The organism is Kothea flammea, assembly GCF_052161645.1.
Taxonomy (GTDB): domain Bacteria; phylum Planctomycetota; class Planctomycetia; order Pirellulales; family Pirellulaceae; genus Laterigemmans.
On sequence record NZ_CP197414.1, the window covers coordinates 7,625,341 to 7,642,602 of the forward strand.

General features: G+C 55.2%; 12 protein-coding genes. 7 read left to right on the forward strand and 5 right to left on the reverse strand.

The features are described 5' to 3' along the window. The first annotated feature begins 48 nt into the window (after positions 1-48). Positions 49-747: a DUF3299 domain-containing protein gene (locus SH139x_RS28425; protein ID WP_488353095.1), complete on the forward strand. Its 699-nt coding sequence runs from the start codon at positions 49-51 to the stop codon at positions 745-747. A gap of 68 nt (positions 748-815) precedes the next feature. Continuing rightward, on the forward strand, positions 816-1,361 hold the full coding sequence (locus tag SH139x_RS28430) for a DUF3299 domain-containing protein (protein WP_488353096.1): 546 nt from the start codon (positions 816-818) through the stop codon (positions 1,359-1,361). Positions 1,362-1,419: 58 nt separating this feature from the next. On the opposite strand, the gene SH139x_RS28435 is transcribed toward SH139x_RS28430, so the two are convergent. Further along, positions 1,420-1,875 carry a GNAT family N-acetyltransferase gene (locus tag SH139x_RS28435; RefSeq protein ID WP_488353097.1) on the reverse strand — a complete coding sequence of 152 codons (456 nt, stop codon included), beginning with the start codon at positions 1,873-1,875 and terminating at the stop codon, positions 1,420-1,422. Positions 1,876-1,882: 7 nt separating this feature from the next. Continuing rightward, positions 1,883-3,418, reverse strand: a complete 1,536-nt coding sequence (aroE, locus tag SH139x_RS28440; RefSeq protein WP_488353098.1) for a shikimate dehydrogenase — start codon at positions 3,416-3,418, stop codon at positions 1,883-1,885. 190 nt (positions 3,419-3,608) lie between these two features. Here aroE and SH139x_RS28445 point away from each other — a divergent pair, with 190 nt between their 5' ends. The 3 genes from SH139x_RS28445 to SH139x_RS28455 all read left to right on the forward strand — a co-directional run bounded on the left by SH139x_RS28445 (position 3,609) and on the right by SH139x_RS28455 (position 6,734). Continuing rightward, entirely contained in the window at positions 3,609-4,883 is a 1,275-nt protein-coding gene (locus SH139x_RS28445; RefSeq protein WP_488353099.1) for an outer membrane protein assembly factor BamB family protein, read from the forward strand. Positions 4,884-4,959: 76 nt separating this feature from the next. Further along, positions 4,960-6,270 (forward strand): coproporphyrinogen-III oxidase family protein, encoded by a 1,311-nt coding sequence (locus tag SH139x_RS28450; protein ID WP_488353100.1) that lies wholly within the window; start codon positions 4,960-4,962, stop codon positions 6,268-6,270. Then, positions 6,270-6,734 carry a glycine cleavage system protein H gene (locus SH139x_RS28455; RefSeq protein ID WP_488353101.1) on the forward strand — a complete coding sequence of 155 codons (465 nt, stop codon included), beginning with the start codon at positions 6,270-6,272 and terminating at the stop codon, positions 6,732-6,734. The genes SH139x_RS28450 and SH139x_RS28455 overlap by 1 nt, the downstream gene beginning before the upstream one ends. Positions 6,735-6,737: 3 nt before the next feature. Here the strand turns inward: SH139x_RS28455 and SH139x_RS28460 are convergent, their stop codons facing one another. The 3 genes from SH139x_RS28460 to SH139x_RS28470 all read right to left on the reverse strand — a co-directional run bounded on the left by SH139x_RS28460 (position 6,738) and on the right by SH139x_RS28470 (position 14,396). Then, positions 6,738-9,968 carry a PVC-type heme-binding CxxCH protein gene (locus SH139x_RS28460; protein ID WP_488353102.1) on the reverse strand — a complete coding sequence of 1,077 codons (3,231 nt, stop codon included), beginning with the start codon at positions 9,966-9,968 and terminating at the stop codon, positions 6,738-6,740. Positions 9,969-10,064: 96 nt separating this feature from the next. Next, positions 10,065-11,534 carry a DUF1501 domain-containing protein gene (locus SH139x_RS28465; protein WP_488353103.1) on the reverse strand — a complete coding sequence of 490 codons (1,470 nt, stop codon included), beginning with the start codon at positions 11,532-11,534 and terminating at the stop codon, positions 10,065-10,067. Between the two features lie 3 nt (positions 11,535-11,537). Beyond that, positions 11,538-14,396 carry a PSD1 and planctomycete cytochrome C domain-containing protein gene (locus tag SH139x_RS28470; RefSeq protein WP_488353104.1) on the reverse strand — a complete coding sequence of 953 codons (2,859 nt, stop codon included), beginning with the start codon at positions 14,394-14,396 and terminating at the stop codon, positions 11,538-11,540. A gap of 290 nt (positions 14,397-14,686) precedes the next feature. Between SH139x_RS28470 and SH139x_RS28475 the strand changes: the two genes are divergently transcribed. Both SH139x_RS28475 and SH139x_RS28480 read left to right on the forward strand, forming a co-directional pair. Continuing rightward, positions 14,687-15,163 (forward strand): cytochrome c oxidase assembly factor Coa1 family protein, encoded by a 477-nt coding sequence (locus SH139x_RS28475; RefSeq protein WP_488353105.1) that lies wholly within the window; start codon positions 14,687-14,689, stop codon positions 15,161-15,163. 24 nt (positions 15,164-15,187) lie between these two features. Then, positions 15,188-17,245: a glycogen debranching protein gene (locus SH139x_RS28480; RefSeq protein WP_488353106.1), complete on the forward strand. Its 2,058-nt coding sequence runs from the start codon at positions 15,188-15,190 to the stop codon at positions 17,243-17,245. Positions 17,246-17,262 lie beyond the last annotated feature (17 nt).

Below are 17,262 nucleotides of genomic sequence, written 5' to 3' on the forward strand. Positions count from 1 at the left end.
GCGTTTCTGTCGATCTCCGTTTCCTTGCCTCGACTTGTTGCTCGAATTATGTCCACTTCGGCTCCCCCCGCACCGGTCGAAAATCTCTTCTCCGAGACGATGGCAACTTCTGATTTTCCCTATCGGGCCATCAGTCGCGGAGCGATCGTCTCGTTGATCCTGTTTGTGTTGGCTTTGCCAGGACTAGTCCCCACGTTCGAACCTTTAATCGCTTTCGCCGCCTTCGGGATTCTCTCGGCAGCGATGGCGATCCGCACCGTTCGCCGCTATCCAAACGAATACAGCGGCGGTTTGGTTGCGCAAGTCGGCATGACCGTGAATGCCTTTCTGCTGGTCGGTGGGCTGACGATGCACACCTACATTTATTTAACCGAAGTTCCCGAGGGCTACGAACGGGTCGGCTTTTACGAGCTGCAAATGCCAGAGAAATATCCGGATGCACCAACGCCCCGGGCAGCCGAGCTCGATGGAGCGGACATCTTCCTCAAAGGGTACATTCACCCCGCCTCGGGCAGCGGACAACTCGGCCGCTTTGTGCTCGTTCCCGATCTGGGAACATGCTGTTTTGGAGGCGAACCGCGGAGCAGCAGCATGATCGAAGTGGTGATGCCACGGGGGGAGACAGTCGCCGCCGGAAAATTGCGGCTTAAACTCGCTGGCGAGTTTGAGGTCAGTAAATATTTGCGAAAGAGCGATGACTTTGACAACCCAGTTCTCTATCGTTTAAAAGCGAAGATCGTAAATTAGAAGTGTTGCTCGTTGGTACCAAAGGCTCCGCGATGACGCCTCGAACCTCCTTTAAAACGCTGTGAACCATGCTAGCTACGCTGCGGACCCGCGGACTGTCAGTCATCTTGTTGCTCTTGGCTCCAGCCCTCTTCGCGTCCACCACTTGGGGCCAACGCCCCGCCCAGAGGCCCACTCCGGAAGAAATATTGGCCGCGGAAGAGGATCCTCGCGCCGCTCGCCGATTGCCCAAACGCAAGTCGGACATCACTTTCGATGAACTAGCGTTTGACATCGAGAAGGACGGTAAATTTGAACGCGAGATGTTAACCGAAGAGATCGAAGCACTTCACGATCGCGAAATCAAAATTCGCGGCTTCATTCTGCCAGCTTCAGTTATGCAACTGAAGAACATCAAGAAGTTTGTCTTGGTGCGAGACAATCAGGAATGCTGTTTTGGGCCAGGCGCCGCCCTGTATGATTGCATCATTGTGCAAATGAAAGGCGAGGCTCGAGCCGAATTCACCACTCGTCCCGTCGCCGTGAAGGGCAAATTCAAAATCAAAGAATTTAAGTACCCCGGAGATGAAGGGCACTACGCGATCTACTCGATGGAAGCGACCGAAGTCGAATAGTTCGCCTGAGAAATGCCGCTCCCGGCCAGCTTGGTTGTTCCAGCTCAGCGACTCTCACTTAATGATCACGCGGGCGGAGCTGGCAGAACAGCGCCTTTTTTTGATCGGGCAGCGAGTAATCAAAGCCGCAGCCGCGAAGAAAATCTTCGCTGGAGGAAATCGCTAAGACTTCCATCACATCCAATTCGCGGGCTCGTTCCAAACAGAGAATCACCAACCGTTTGCCGATGCCGCGCCCTTGAAATCCTTCGCTGACGGCTAACGACTGGATTTCGGCCAATTTCCGGTTGTAAATTTCGATCGCGGAAAAGCCAATAATTTGGCCCTCCAGTTCTGCCACAAAGCCGTGTTTAATCAACAGCAATAGCTCGGCCGCCGAACGTCGCAGCAGCTTGCGAGCCGTGGCAAAGGGAGCCAACATCTCCAACAGTGGTTCAACGTCCGCCGGCGTGGCCTGACGGTAGACGATGTTGGCTGGGGCGGGAAGGGGCTTAGGGGAAGCTGAGTGATCCATCGATTACTTACACGGACGCTTGATCAGCGTGCCCCTCATCATCATGTCGGTTAATATTCAGCCGCACCGGGTTGGTGGCCAACTTGAGGGCATCGCGCATCAAATCAATCGGCGCATCGCGATCGGTGAACAAGCGATACTGATAAGCGGCTTGGCGAACAAACATTTCCACGCCCGTGATTGTGGTGCAGCCGACTTGATGTGCGTTCTTTACCAGCAACGTACGTTCAGGATTATAGATCGTCTCAAAGACCACAGTTTTTGGATTAAGCGACTCGGCGCGGAAGGGGGTGTTGTCCAAATCGGGGTGCATGCCGACCGGTGTACCGTTGACCAAGAGATCAACCTGCGGTTCGTGTCGCTTGTCCCACATCACGGTATCTCCGCCAATTTCTTCGGCTAAGGCATGAGCCCGCTCGTGCGTGCGACTGGAAATCGTGACCGCAACGCCCTTTTGGTGCAATCCCCAGCCGATTGCTCGACTGACACCACCCGCTCCCAAGATCAAAGCCCGTTTGCCCATCCATGGCAACTCTTCGTGTGGAGAAGTGGGAAAGACTTTGGCAATGCACTCCATGGCGGCCCGATAGTCGGTATTGTAACCAAGCCGTTGATCACCATCGAAGACGATGGTGTTGATTGCGCCGATCCCGCTCGCGGCTGCTTCGGCTTGTGTCATCAAATCCAACGCGTACTCTTTGTGCGGAATCGTAACGCTCAGCCCTCGAATCCCCAAACCGGGCGCGGCCTTGATGAATTGCTCGAGATCTTGAATGGGAACTTGAAAGGGCAAATATCGGGCGTCGATTTCCTGAGCTGCGAAGGCCGCATTATGGATCAACGGGCTATGGCTGTGCCCCACCGGGTCAGCCACCACCCCAAACAGCTGTGTCGCAGGGCCGATTTCGTCATAACGGTACAAGTCGCGCATGACGCTGTAATTCAATTGCCCGGGGGCCAACCGCCGATCCGTGGAGAACGAAGCGTACGTGAAGGGAGCACCAAGCCGGCCAGCCAAGATTCGCGTTGATGTCCCCAGTTCCCCCATGCAGATCGCGATAGTCGGAATCTTGGCGTTGCGGGCTAGGTCCATCATCCGCAGAGTGTCATCAACCGTGTTGGCCATCGTGGCAATTTTCACGATGTCCGCCTCCTGGGCCGCTAAGTGACGATGCAAATCGGCTAAATTTTCAGGCGTTTGCACAAAATCGTGGTGGCTGACAATTCGCTTCGTGCTGCCGTAACGCGGGATGGTGGCAGCCACGTCCGCTTCCAAATCGACATACTCGACCCCCGTGGCAATCGCGTTGCGCAGCAACATCAGTCGCTCTTGCTCGCTCTTTTGCCAGCGCCCACCATCCTCACGCCGCCTACATGTGATCACCACTGGGCAGGGACGATCCTTCAACAACCGAGTAAGATTGATGCTACGACCAATAAAGTCGAGCCTCAGCTCAACCAGTTCGACCCCCTGTTCGGCAAGATGGTGATATTCAGCGATCGTGTGTTTGTGCCGTGTTCTGCCAACGCTAACGCAAATCATGGGGGGCCGGTAGCAAGAGGAAGAGACTCATTCGGAGACTAGCTGGCAAATCGGTGGAACACGCGATTCGACTCTCTCCTATAATAGCCAGAGAAAGCACAAATAATCGAGGGCTGATGCGAATCATCCCCCGCGAACTTTCCAACCCGACTCGCTAACCCGCACACGCGTTTTTATCAACAGGAGCGTCATGAACGGCAAGACCGTCCCCTTTCCATTGGTCCCGTCCAGCGGCAGCCGGAAACGAATCCGCAGGGGCAAATTTTGTTCGCTTGCTGTCTGTTTTTTGTTTGTCAGTTGGGGCACCGCAGCAGAACTGGCCGCTCAAGAACCAGCCCAGCAGCAGGTCCAAGGAGCAACGCACCTAAATGCTGAGGCAACGGTTGATCAGACCGCCGCCGATGTTTCTACGTCGGGGCAAGACGCCTGGCCCACCGATCGCGGCGATGCGGCCGCCACTGGCACGACCCGTCAGCAATTGCCAGACGATCTGGTCGAACTCTGGCGATATCCAACCGGTCAACCGATTGAATCGACCGTGGTGGTGCTCGCGGGACGGGTATTTGCCGGCGACGTGGAAGGGGGCCTGCACGCCATCTCGCTGCGGGACGGCAGCCAGATTTGGAAACAAACGATCGAGTCGGGCTACTTGGCACCACCAACGGCCAGCGAAGCGTTGGTCATGATTGGCGATTATGATGGCGTCGTGCATGCCTTTGACACGAAAACCGGGGCTCCCGCTTGGGAGTACGAAACGAAGGGTGAAATCAGCGGCGGAGTTACCCTCGCTGGGGATACTGCCTTAGTCTCCTCCCAGGACGGCAACCTTTATGCTTTAGACAAATTGACTGGCAAGGAGCTTTGGATTTACGAAACGGGTGATCAGATTCGTTGCCGCCCCACGGTCGCCGGGAAACGCACCTTCTTGGGCGGTTGCGATGGCAGCCTGCACAGCGTGCGGATCACCGACGGCCAACCGGCAGCCGATCCCATTCCGCTCGACGGTCCCACCGGCAGCACCCCAGCGATCGTCGGAGTAAATGCTTACCTCCCCACCCACTCCGGAGCCGTGATGGCGTTTGATTGGTCGACTGGCAAGCAATTATGGTCTTACCAGGACGCCGATCGACCGCAAGAATTTCGCAACTCAGCCGCAGCCACGCCCGACCACGTGATCGTGGCTAACAAAAATCGCCAAGTCATCGCCTTGAATCCCAGCGATGGCAAGGTCCAATGGACAGCCCAGCTCAAACGACGCGCCGACGCCTCACCAGTCGTGGCGGGAGACGATGTTTGGGTGACAGCAACCGACGGTAGAATTTATCGCATCGACGCCAACACGGGAAAAGAAAAATGGCAGTATGAAATTCGCGGCTCCTTCATCGCACCGCCAGCAGTTGCCGAACAACGCTTGTTAGTGGCTACCGACAAAGGCGTCATCGTCTGCTTCGGGGCCAAACCCTAGCCAGCCCAGCGCCGACCAAAAAACTCATTTCCGGCGGTAGTCGGAAAACCATCCATCGCTCACCCGAATCGTGCTTATGTCCACCGAAGCTGAAAAGACCGAAGTTGGCTCCTATTTTATTTCCAACTATCCTCCTTATTCCCAGTGGAACAAAGAGTCGCTTCCGGAAATCGAGCGGGCCTTGCATGCGCCCCCCCGCGTCGACACACCACTCGGCCTCTACCTGCACATTCCTTTCTGTCGCAAACGTTGTAAGTTCTGCTACTTCAAAGTCTTCACCGATGTGAATGCCAAGGAAATCCAACGTTACGTCGATGCCTTGGATCGCGAGATCCACTTGGTCAGCCAACTCGAAGTTATGGGAGATCGCCCCTTCCGCTTCGTCTATTTTGGTGGTGGCACACCCTCCTATCTCAGTCCCAAACAATTGACCGCACTCGCAACCAGGTTGCGCGGACACATCACCTGGGACGGCGCCGAAGAGGTGACCTTTGAATGCGAACCAGGTACGCTCAGCGAGACAAAAGTCAAAGTGCTCCGCGAAGAACTGGGGGTCACGCGGCTGAGCCTGGGGATTGAAAACTTCAGTGATGCCATCCTCGAAGAAAATGGCCGCGCGCACTTATCCAAACAAGTCTATAACGCGTGGGACTGGATCCGCACCGCTGAATTCCCCAATGTCAACATCGACTTGATCGCCGGCATGGTGGGAGAAACCTGGGAGAACTGGCGGGAAAATATCAAGAAGACGATCGATATGGCGCCCGAGAGCGTCACGATCTACCAAATGGAATTACCCTTCAACACCATTTACTCCAAAGACTTGTTGGGACGGCAAGTGGAAAGCCCCGTCGCCGACTGGCAAACCAAACGCGACTGGGTCGACTACGCCTTTACGGAAATGCAATCCGCCGGCTATTCCGTCTCCAGCGCTTACACCATGGTCAAAGATCCCAGCCGCGTTAATTTCTCCTATCGGGACAACCTTTGGCAGGGTGCCGACTTGTTAGCCACCGGCATCGCCAGCTTTGGACATGCTTCCGGCGTGCACTACCAAAACGTGCCGCACATGGAAGAATATCTCACGACGCTGGAAGCCGGTCGCTTGCCGCTGGGCCGAGCGTACCTCGCCACCGAACATCAATCGTTGATTCGCGAGATGGTTCTGTTGCTGAAACGGGGTTATTTGGAGTTCGATTATTTCCGTGATAAATTCGGTGTCGACCCGTTGCAACATTGGCAAAATGTGTGGGATGAACACGCCGCGGCGGGACTGCTTAGTTACGACTCGAAACGGGTGGAATTGACTCGGGATGGCCTGCTTCGTGCCGACTCTCTGCTACCAGCATTCTTTGAACCTGAACACCAAAACGTACGCTACACCTAATGGCGCAACTTCCTGAGCGGCTCAGCTTTATGATGGGCGAGTTTGAGGTGGAATTTCCCACCGACCGCCTCTACGCAACCAATCATATGTGGGCCATGCCCGTTGACGAAGGCCGTTATCGCTTCGGGCTGACAGCCTACGCCGTACGACTTCTGCAAGATGTCTATTTCCTTGACTGGACGGTAGACGCTCCCGCACTCATTAAGCTGCGCCAACAGATCGGCTCAATCGAAAGCAAAAAAGCCGAGTCTGATTTATACTCCCCCTGCGCTGGCAATCTGGTCGCGATCAATGATGAAGCCCTCGATGACCCCAGCGTGATCAACGTGGAACCTTATCAAGGAGGTTGGTTGTTAGAAATCGAAGCGGTATCCCCCGAACTGCTCACGCCGACCGATTATCTATCCCATCTCGACTCGGCTTGGAAGGTTGCCGAGCGAACCATCAAGGGGCAAATTCGGTAGCCGCTATTCATCCAAGGGCACTTGGCTGGGATGCATCAAATAACCGATCAAGTCACGGATTTGCTGCGGAGTCAAATTATCCAACAACCCCTCCGGCATCGGCGACTGATCGGTCACGCGAGACTCTTCGATCGAGTCCAGATCGATCACTTGACGATCGGTTTGTGTTTGCATTTCCAACGTTTGTTCCAAGCGAGCGACGACCAAACCATTCAGAATTCGGCCATCGTCAAGCAGCAAAACGGTCATGCGAAAATCTTTGCCGACCACCGCGCTGGGATCAATAATGTTTTCCAACAAGTAGTCCAAATTGTTGCGGTTGGAGCCTGTTAGATCGGGCCCCACTTGGACACCGTCACCATATAAGCGATGGCATTGCTGACACGTCTTCTGGAATAGCCGCCGGCCAGCCGCCAAGTCGGCGTTGGCTAACTCGCTGGAGGTCAACTTCGACTTCCACTCGGCAATCTGCTGGGACTTTGCCTGCGATGTCTCCCGGGTGGCTCCCCAAACACGCGCTATCAGAGTATCGAGCTGCCGGTCGCTGAGGCTGCGCAACTGGCGAACATCGAAAGCGGTCAGATCGTTCGCGGGGATCTTGCCTTGCTCGATCGCTCCCAACAGTCGAGTTGCCCAACTGACTCGGCTGCACAGAATGCTAATGACCTTGGGCCGTTCAGGGCTGCGAAAACGACGGTAATTGTTGATGAACTGATCGGCGATCTCCGGGTCGGCTTCGCCTGCTAAACCTTCCGCGGCCACCACATTCAGCCGCGGATCGGCGAGCACTTTCAGGCATATTTCCTTCAGCCCCTCACCCCGATTGGCAACTAGCGTGGCCAGCGCCGATCGCCGCAAGCCTGGCTCGGCCGCGTTATCGAGCACGATCTTGCCCATCTCGGCGATCGCTCGTCCATCTCCAAACACGACGTTCAACTCCCTGACGATCCGCTGGCTCTCCTCATCACCAAAGTCCAAACGCCCCACCATTAAATCCCAGCCCTTCGGCTTAGTCGCCCTTCGCCAGCCCCTCAAGCCCTCGCTGATTCCGACCAGTAAATTGCGCTGCACTTGTCGGTCTGCCTGGTCCACAATTCCGGCGACCACGCTTTCTAGCGCAGTCTCATCTTGACCGATTCCTTCCGCCAAACGTCGAGTGATCAAACGTTGCGTGGTCGGCCAGCGGCAGACCAGCGCCAACCGCGCCAACGCCTGCGGATCTTGATCCGCCACCGGAATCAGCCCATACCAAACCAACAGCGGCAAGTTATGATCGGACGCGTCCTCAGCATGCTGCACCAAGGGAGTGGCGAGCTGCAGCCGCTTCGAAACGGGCAACCTTTGCAGCGTGGATGCCAAGGTCAAACGCACCAGCCCCGATGGTTCATCGACGGCTAATTGGCTTAGCGCTTGCCACGTCTTTTCGTTGGACCAGCTTTCGCGTGGAACTGGCGTACGGTTGGCTGGCGTGCCGTTGGCTGGTTTGGCATTCAGCTGCCCGTAACAATCATCGATCGGCATGTGTTCAGTTAACAACCGAATCGCCCATACCCGCACATGTTCATTTTGATGTGATAACTGCCGCAGCAAAAACTCTTGATCGACTTGATTGATACAACAGAGTGTGACCAGCGCGCGAAACGCAATAGTTTGGTCATCGCTCTGCACCATTGCCAACAACGACTCCACCGCCTCTTGAGGCAGTTCCGTTTGTTCGGCTCGCTCGGCCAACACCAGCCGCGATTGACGGGCAAACCAATCGTTGGAATGCGTTTGGTAGGCCACTAATTGTTGCGAGGTTGCCTGATAGAGATTCGGCTGTCCAGCATCTTTGGCCGGCTGCTGGCGATATGAAATTCGAAAGACCCGTCCGCTGGTACGATGCACCCCAGTATGCTCATGGCACTCGCCGGTATCACTCCAATCAATCACAAAGACGCTGCCATCTGGCCCCGCCATCAGCTCCATGCCTCGAAAAAATGGGTCTTGACTAGTCACGGGATCGGGAGCATGGCTGCCAACGAAGCCGCTGCCACTGCGGTTAAGGATCTCACGATTGATGCGTTGGCCATGAATATTTAAGGTCATCAACGAACCGCGATACTCGGCTGGCCATTGGTCGGCCAAGTAGATCATTGTGCCACAATGGGCGTGCCCGCCTCCATAAGCGTTGGCCACACCATCTCGCGACTCATGCCAAGCACCCGTCGTATCAAAGTGCCAATGATCGGCATGCATGTCGATCAATTCATAAGTTCGCGGATTCGGATCGAGGGTAAATGGGCGATCAAAATGGGCCCCCGGAATCAAATGCCAGAGGTGCCCATTCACGGTGTTGATGAAAAAGCCTTCGCCGGTGGCATCCCAATCATGACCCCAAGGGTTCGTGGTTCCGTGCGTCAACACTTCGTAACCGCCCGTGACGGGATGATAACGCCAGATGCCTCCCTCCAGCGCCGCACGGTGTTCATCCGCTGTTCCCGGAGGACCAATTCTTCCCGGACACGATCCGCCACAGCGTCCGTACAACCAGCCGTCTGGTCCAAATCGCAATCCATTAGCAAAATTGTGATAGTTCTCCGGGGCGACTGTAAAACCATCCAAGACAACCTGCACGGCGTTTGTATCGGGGACCAAGTCATGATCGGCATCGGGGATAAACAATAACTGCGGCGGACACATCAGCCACACTCCGCCGCGCCCCACTTCGACGCTGGTCAGCATCTGTACGTTGTCGACAAACACGGTACGCTGTTCCGCTTGACCATCTCCGTCAGCGTCCTCCAGCACAACGACGCGATCCCGCAGCGACAGATCAAATCGTTCCGAACGATCTGAATAGGTGTAATTCTCAGCAATCCAAAGCCTGCCGCGAGCATCCCAAGTCATATCGATGGGGTTTTGCACGGTCGGTTCGGCGGCGAACAGATCAACACGAAAACCGTCCGGCACTTGCATCGTGGAGGCTGCCAAGCCTGCTTCCATCGGCTCCGCTGTCTCGTCGCGATCATTATTACGCGGCGTTGGAAACGCATCATCAGCAGCCAATACGCCAGCCACGCTGCAGAGGACCGCTAGCGACAACGGGATCACATATGGCACGATAAACCAACCACCATCGGCTGACACGCCGCGCACGCAGGGGCGTCTACGTACAGGACGACTGAAGGTAGCCGATTCAGGCTTTTGACGCGGCGTTTCATCTATGGCCAGCTGCTTGGATAAAGTTTTCATATTGCTTTTTTCTACTGGTAAGACCCACACCATCGTTAGCCGTTTCGGCACTAGCCGCGATCCCTCCGGTCCAATCAATCATCCCGGACAACTTCATCATCCAATTAACTCTTTAATCACTTCACCACCGAATTGACTGAGCTGTTTATACCGTCCGCCATGAAAATAGGTCAACTTGTTATCATCCAGCCCCAACAGCCTCAACAACGTGACGTGCAAATCGCGAACATGGTGGACGCATTCAACCGCTTCGGCTCCAGTTTCATCCGTTGCTCCCACGGTGTGACCAGCGTTGACACCTCCGCCGGCTAACCAAATCGTCATCGCTTGGGAATTATGATCGCGTCCATAGGCAGTGCCGCCCCGCACGCCATTGTCGGGCGAACGTCCAAACTCCCCGCACCAGACGACTAAAGTTTCCTCCAACAAGCCTCGTTGCTTGAGATCTTTTAACAAGCCAGCGATGGGTTGGTCGACTTGTGCGATTAAATTCCCATGTGCTCGCTCGATGTAATCATGGCTATCCCAGGTCCCGGCATAAAGTTGCACAAAGCGGACTCCTCGCTCAACCAATTTACGAGCCAGCAAGCACTTACGCCCAAAGTCGGCGGTCGCTTCCTGATCCAGACCGTACATGGTTTGGGTGCGAGCATCTTCCCCAGCCAAATCCATCACTTCGGGAACCTGCGTCTGCATGCGAAAGGCCAATTCATAATTGTTAATTCTGGCCGTCAACTCCGCGTGCCCCGGATGCTGCTCCGCATGTCGCTGATTCAGCTCAATGAGCAGATCCAAGTTCGCTCGTTGATGCTGACGAGAAATCCCAGCGGGTGGCTCCAGGTCCAAAATGGGGCTCCCCTGAGGCCGCAGCGGAGTCGCTTGATAGCTGGCCGGCAAGTATCCGTTGCTCCAATTAGCGCTGCCACCCTGTGGATAACTGATCTCGGGCAGCACGACAAAGCCAGGCAAATTCTGATTCTCGGAACCAAGCCCATACGTGACCCAGGCTCCCAAGGCGGGATCGCCGCCAAAACGGTTACCGCAATTCATCTGATACATGGCGGTGGGATGATTGACGCTGTCGACTTGGCAACCTCGATAAAAGCAAATCTCATCGGCGACTTCTGCCAGATGCTTCCAGGGAGCACTCATCCACGCGCCGCTCTTTCCATGTTGAGCGAATTTAAATGGACTACGAACATAATATCGCTGACCACTTTCCATGGCTGACTTCTGTTGCCCGGAACGGCGGAATTCGCTCAGGTGGAGGCGCTCGAGCGACGGCTTTGGATCAAAGCAATCAAGATGTGAAGGGCCTCCTTCCATCATCAAAAAAATACAATGCTTGGCCTTGGCTGGAAGCTGCGGCGGTCGCACCGCCAACGGATTGGCTGCTGGGCTTCCCTCCTCCCCACCGGGCAGTTCGCGGCCCCTGGCTTGATCTGCGGCCAGCATGGCCGTTAAAGCAACGCTCCCCAAGCTGGTCCCCAGCCCGTAGAGGAAATCACGCCGCGTCGCCGCTCGCCTGGCGTTTGCCGAAATGCAGGGAAAATATTTGGCTTGCATGATTTAGTAAATGTAAGAGAATTCGTTGGAGTTCAGCAGCACCAACGCGACTTCCGCCAAACCGCGCGCGCGGACGTCTAAATCGGCCAAACCCAGATCGGGAACGAAATCGGCGTATTCCGGCAATGACTCCGTAAAGACAAACCGCTCACCCGTGTTTTCCTCAACCGCTTCCCGTCGAATCGTGGTCGGCACCTGCGGTCGTTCAAAGTTGATCGACGCGTGTCGAGCTTGCATCGTCTCCCAGTGCTTGAGACAACTACTCAATTCACGATCATCAGCCTTGCGAGCAAACAGATATTGATACAACTGCTGGATTGCCTCGGCAGGCTGCTGCCTCGTGCTAGAGTCAATCACACGTTTTGCAATCGCCACTGCGCGAGCGTAACTGTGTTGGCTGTTAAACATCGCGAAGACTTGCGGGGTAACGGTGGCGACGCTCCGTGCCTCACAAGAAAAATCGGGGCCAGGTTGGTCAAAGACTTCCATCGCCGGGTCCCGCAAGCCCCGCAAAGTGAGCGCGTAGATGCTTCGTCGATGGCGTTGCTGCGGTAAAGCGTTGGGAACCCAAGCCCGCGCAAAGGTGCCCATCACCATCCTGGGCTGCATGGCAACTTCCATGTTAATTTCTGGTCGACTGGGGATTCCGCCAATGGTTCGATTCAACTCGCCGCTGGCCTGCAACTGCGAATCGCGCAATTCCTCAGCGCTCAATCTACGAGGTGTAAAAAGAGCATAGTTTGTCCTGGCAATTTCCATATCTGCAAATTGCCCAGCGGCCGCGATCGCTTGCCGACGATATGCCTCACTGCTCATGATCAAGCGATGCAGATGTTTCATTGACCAACCAGACGCAATCAGCTCGGAAGCCAACCAATCAAGCAGTTCAGGATGGCTCGGCTGCTTACCGGTGGCACCAAAGTTATTCGGATTCCCCGCGATTGCGCGACCGAAATGCCATTGCCAGATGCGGTTGGCAATCACCTTCGGTGTCAAAGGATTCTGCGGCGAAGCAATCCACTCGGCCAACGCGGTTCTGCGGCCGACCGGAGTCGCTGGAATCGCGGCGGAGAGTTGATTGGCTAGCAGGCTGAGCGCTGCTGGCTGGACCTCAGGTCCGCTGCTAAATGGATCCCCACCGAGCAGAATGTGAGAGCTTTCTATATTACCCGTTTCCAACGGCGACTTGGGCAATCGAAGGGGCGCCGAGACGGAACTCACCTGTCGCGTTCCACCATCATAAACGCTCAGCGCAAATGGCTGATAGCGATCCAGCTCCCACCGCAATTGTTCGAGTCCTTTGCGAGCCACTCGCTCCCGACCAAATTCCTGCGGTTGGAAGCCAACGCCTTTGAGAGGAATCTGAGCTTCAGGGACCTGTTGTTTCTGCAACCTGCCACGGGCTCTGCGAAACTGATTACCGGACGCTGCATCGGCAACCTCCGCGACAGCTTGTTGCCAAGCGGTGGGATCGAGCTGCTGTTGCTGATACCACTCATCGGCTGCCCGCAGTTGAAGTTGGTCGAGTTCAACTAGCGTCTGTTGATGCTCACGCTGCAGCTGTTGCAAATACGCTTGCTCCTCAAACCCGGCTAAGTTTTCCGCAGGCAAGAAGTCGGCTCTGCGTTCAACCAGCTGAGTTGTGGCAAAACAAGCTTGGATCGCGTAGTAGTCGCGAGTGGGGATTGGATCAAACTTATGATCATGACAACGAGCGCACTGTAGCGAGTGTGCCAAAAAGGTCTCACCCACGCTGTTGGTGACATCATCAAGAAATCGCTGACGCGCAATTTTGGGAACCTCCATTCCGGTGAGCTCCCAGGGCCCCATCCTGAGAAAACCAACGGCGATCAGCATTTCAGGATCACTGGGATCGATTTCGTCCCCCGCGATTTGCTCTCTAATAAATTGATCAAAAGGCTTATCAGCGTTAAAACTTCGCACGACATAATCTCGATAACGCCAAGCGTTACCGCGATGATAATCATTGGCATAGCCTGAACTGTCCGCGTAGCGCACCACATCCAACCAATGCCTCCCCCATTTTTCACCATAATGAGGTGAGGCCAATAAGCGATCGACGACTGCGGAGAAAGCCTGATGATCATCGCGAGGATCCGCGACAAACGACTGCACCTCGGCAGCACTCGGAGCCAAGCCAATTAAGTCATAAGTGGCGCGACGAATTAGCGTCGCGCGATCGGCCAGCGGGGCAGGGGGCAAGCCCAAATCTCGCAATCGCCGCTCAATAAAATGATCGATCGTTCCGCTGCTATCAGCCCGCCGAGGATTGTCCTCGCGCGGCAAATTGCTTGACGACGATTGATAGGTGCTCAGTGGTTGATACGCCCACAGTGTTGCCGGATCATAAGTGCGGTTGGTCCAATCTGCGGAAAGACCACCACTCGTCGCCACGCGAATTCCGTTGCCGACCGACCACTGGTCGGCATACTCAGCCTCAATCTGTTGAATCTGTTCAGGCTCGAGCCAAATCGCACCCCCCGCGATCCAAGTTGCGATGTTGTCACATTGCTGTTCATCGAGCCGATCATTCTCTTTAGGCGGCATCTCCAAACCATCCCAACAGACAGCCTGATAAAGCGGGCTCTCGGCCGCGTTTCCAGGCAGCACAGCGGGCTGGCCACTCTCTCCCCCACGCAACAAAGCAGCACGCGTTCGCATGTCGTATTCGCCACGCAAATCGTCGGGATCGTCTCCATGACAAACCAAACACTTGCTCCGCAGCACAGGCAGCACGCGAAACACAAAATGCTGGGCTTGCTCACTCACCGGCATCTCGGCCACGACGCCTACCGTTGAGGGCTCATCGCCGATCCCCCGCTGGCTCGTTAACGAAAGCATGGCAAAGCACATCAAAGAGCAGAATATTCGCAGCATCGCATCCGCCAGTGTTTGCCGTAGGGGAAATTACCTCGCCTCAAACAATAGTTTAACCTTCATTTCGTTGCCTTTCCACCAAGCGGAGCACTACTCATCAAAAAGGGGTCATTCAAGATCGCAAAGCGAGAGATCGCAAAACAGGTGTGGAATGTCACTTGCTGAGTCTGAATTTGGCTACAATGTGCCGAACGGAATCGAATCCGAAAACAGCCATCTTTCTTGTCAGCATTCGCCACTCTGAGTTCGTCGCCATGAGCACCCACCCCACCGAGCCCTTCAAGCAAGACATGGCAACAACCGCGCCGCCCGATTCGCGCCGCGGCTGTTTAGGCTGGGGAATTGGCTGCGGGATTGCCGCAGCGGCGGCGATCATTCTGCTCTGCGGTGGTTTGGTTGCAGGGATTTTGATGCTGGTCTTTGGTATTATTAAATCCTCGGAACCCTATCAACGTTCTCTACAGACCGTGGAAAGCTCGGCGGAAGTCCAGGAATTGATCGGCTCCCCCATCGAGGCCGGCCTGATTCCCACGGGCAACGTCAATCTTGAAAACAGCGGCGGCTCGGCCGATCTCAGTTACACAGTCTCGGGCCCTGATGGCTCGGCCAACGTGCGAGCGATTGCGACGCGGGAAGTAGGCAAGTGGACCTTTGATTCGCTCACCGTCACCCCAACCCCTGCTGGGGAACCGATCGACCTGACGGAAAGAGCGAATTTGGTACCTGAATAAACTTGCGGAAGATTGGTATCTGCGATGCGGAAGAGCTGGCAAGCACTCGAAGGCGCTCCCTTTCCCCTCGGCGCCACATGGCTGGCGGAAGAGCAGGCTTTTAATTTTTCACTATACTCAAAACATGCCACCGCTGTCTCGTTGCTACTGTTCAACGACGGCGAGTTAGATCGGCCCGCACTGCGACGCCAGCTGAATTACTTGGTGAATAAGTCGGGCCGAGCCTGGCATTGTCGCTTATCCGCCGAGGAACTGGGTGACGCCACTTACTATGCCTATCAAATCGAAGGACCCGAACATGGCGTAGGATTCGATCTGCACGCGTTTGACGCCGAGAAACTATTACTCGACCCTTACGCCAAGCAAGTTTTTTTTCCGCGGGAATTCGATCGCCAAGCGGCCATGAAACCGGGCTCAAACATGGGGCGAGCACCACTCGGGGTGCTCACCAGGAATGGCCACGGTTTTGACTGGGAAGACGACAAGGTTCCGCGCCACGAGCACGATTTAATCATCTATGAACTGCACGTGCGAGGCTTCACCCAAAGCCCCAGCAGTCAGGTGCCCCACGATCGCCGCGGAACTTTCCTGGGGGTCGTCGATAAAATACCCTACTTGAAGGAACTTGGTATCACCGCCGTGGAGCTGATGCCAATCTTCCAGTATGACCCTCAAGAGGGCAATTTCTGGGGCTACATGCCGCTGAATTTCTTCGCACCTCACTCACAATACGCAACCGAGCCGCACCACGCGGCTCATGAACTGCGGACCATGATCAAAGCGCTGCACGCGGCTGGTATCGAAGTCTTATTAGATGTGGTGTTTAATCATACAGCCGAAGGCAACTCCAACGGTCCCTGCTACAGCTACAAAGGTATTGACAACAGTACATACTACATCATTAGCGCCGACACCGATAAAGTGTATGCGAACTACACCGGCACGGGTAACACTTTGCATACGAAGAACCGCCAAGTCAGCCGCATCATCCTGGACAGCATGCGAAGTTGGATTTCTGAATATCATGCCGATGGATTTCGGTTTGACCTTGCCTCCGTCTTCAACCGTCATGGTGACGGATCGGTATCGACCGATGAATCAGGACTGGTAGCTTCAATCCGCGCCGACCCTTGGCTGGGCAACGTCCGGTTGATCGCCGAGCCTTGGGACGCAGCCGGCTTGCATCAATTAGGAACCGCTTTTCCCGGTAAACGATGGCGACAATGGAACAGCTATTTTCGCGACGATGTGCGAAGAGCCGTCCGCGGAGATGCAGGGCTGGTTTCCGGACTGATGCGAAGACTCTACGGCAGCGACGATCTCTTTCCAGACACTTTGATGGATGCCTGCCACCCCTTTCAAAGCATCAACTATGTTTGCTCACATGATGGCTTTACGCTATATGACCAAGTCTCCTACAACGAGCGTCACAACTGGACCAACGGTGAAGAGAATCGCGACGGACATCAAGAAAATTACAGTTGGAATTGTGGCTGGGAAGGAGACGAAGAGGTCCCTGACGAAGTGCTGTGGTTACGACTGCAACAAGTCAAAAATTTCTGCTGCCTGTTGATGCTGGCCAACGGCACACCCATGTTCCGTGCTGGCGACGAATTTCTGCACACGCAGAAGGGCAACAATAATCCTTACAACCAAGACAACGAATTAACCTGGCTCGACTGGAACCGCCTGGAAACCTACCGTGACCACCACCGCTTTTTTCGCCAAATGATCGCCTTTCGAAAAGCCCATCCGTCAATCGCCCGAAGCCGATATTGGCGCGAAGATGTTCGCTGGTACGGAACAGGCCCAACGGTCGATTGGTCGGAATCGTCAAGACACTTTGCTTATTCCCTGGCCGGCCAGTCGCAACAGGATATTGATCTCTATGTCATGATCAACCTCGAATCGCAAGCTCGCACTTTTACGATTCAGGAATATCAAGACGACCGCTGGAGACTGGTTGTAGACACTAGCCAAGCCAGCCCAAACGACATTTATGAGGCTGGCGACGAGCCGCTGGTGCGCGAGCAAGAATTTCAGCTGCGACCTCGTTCAATCGTCGTGTTGCGATCGAACTAGCGCCAGGCTCTACCGTC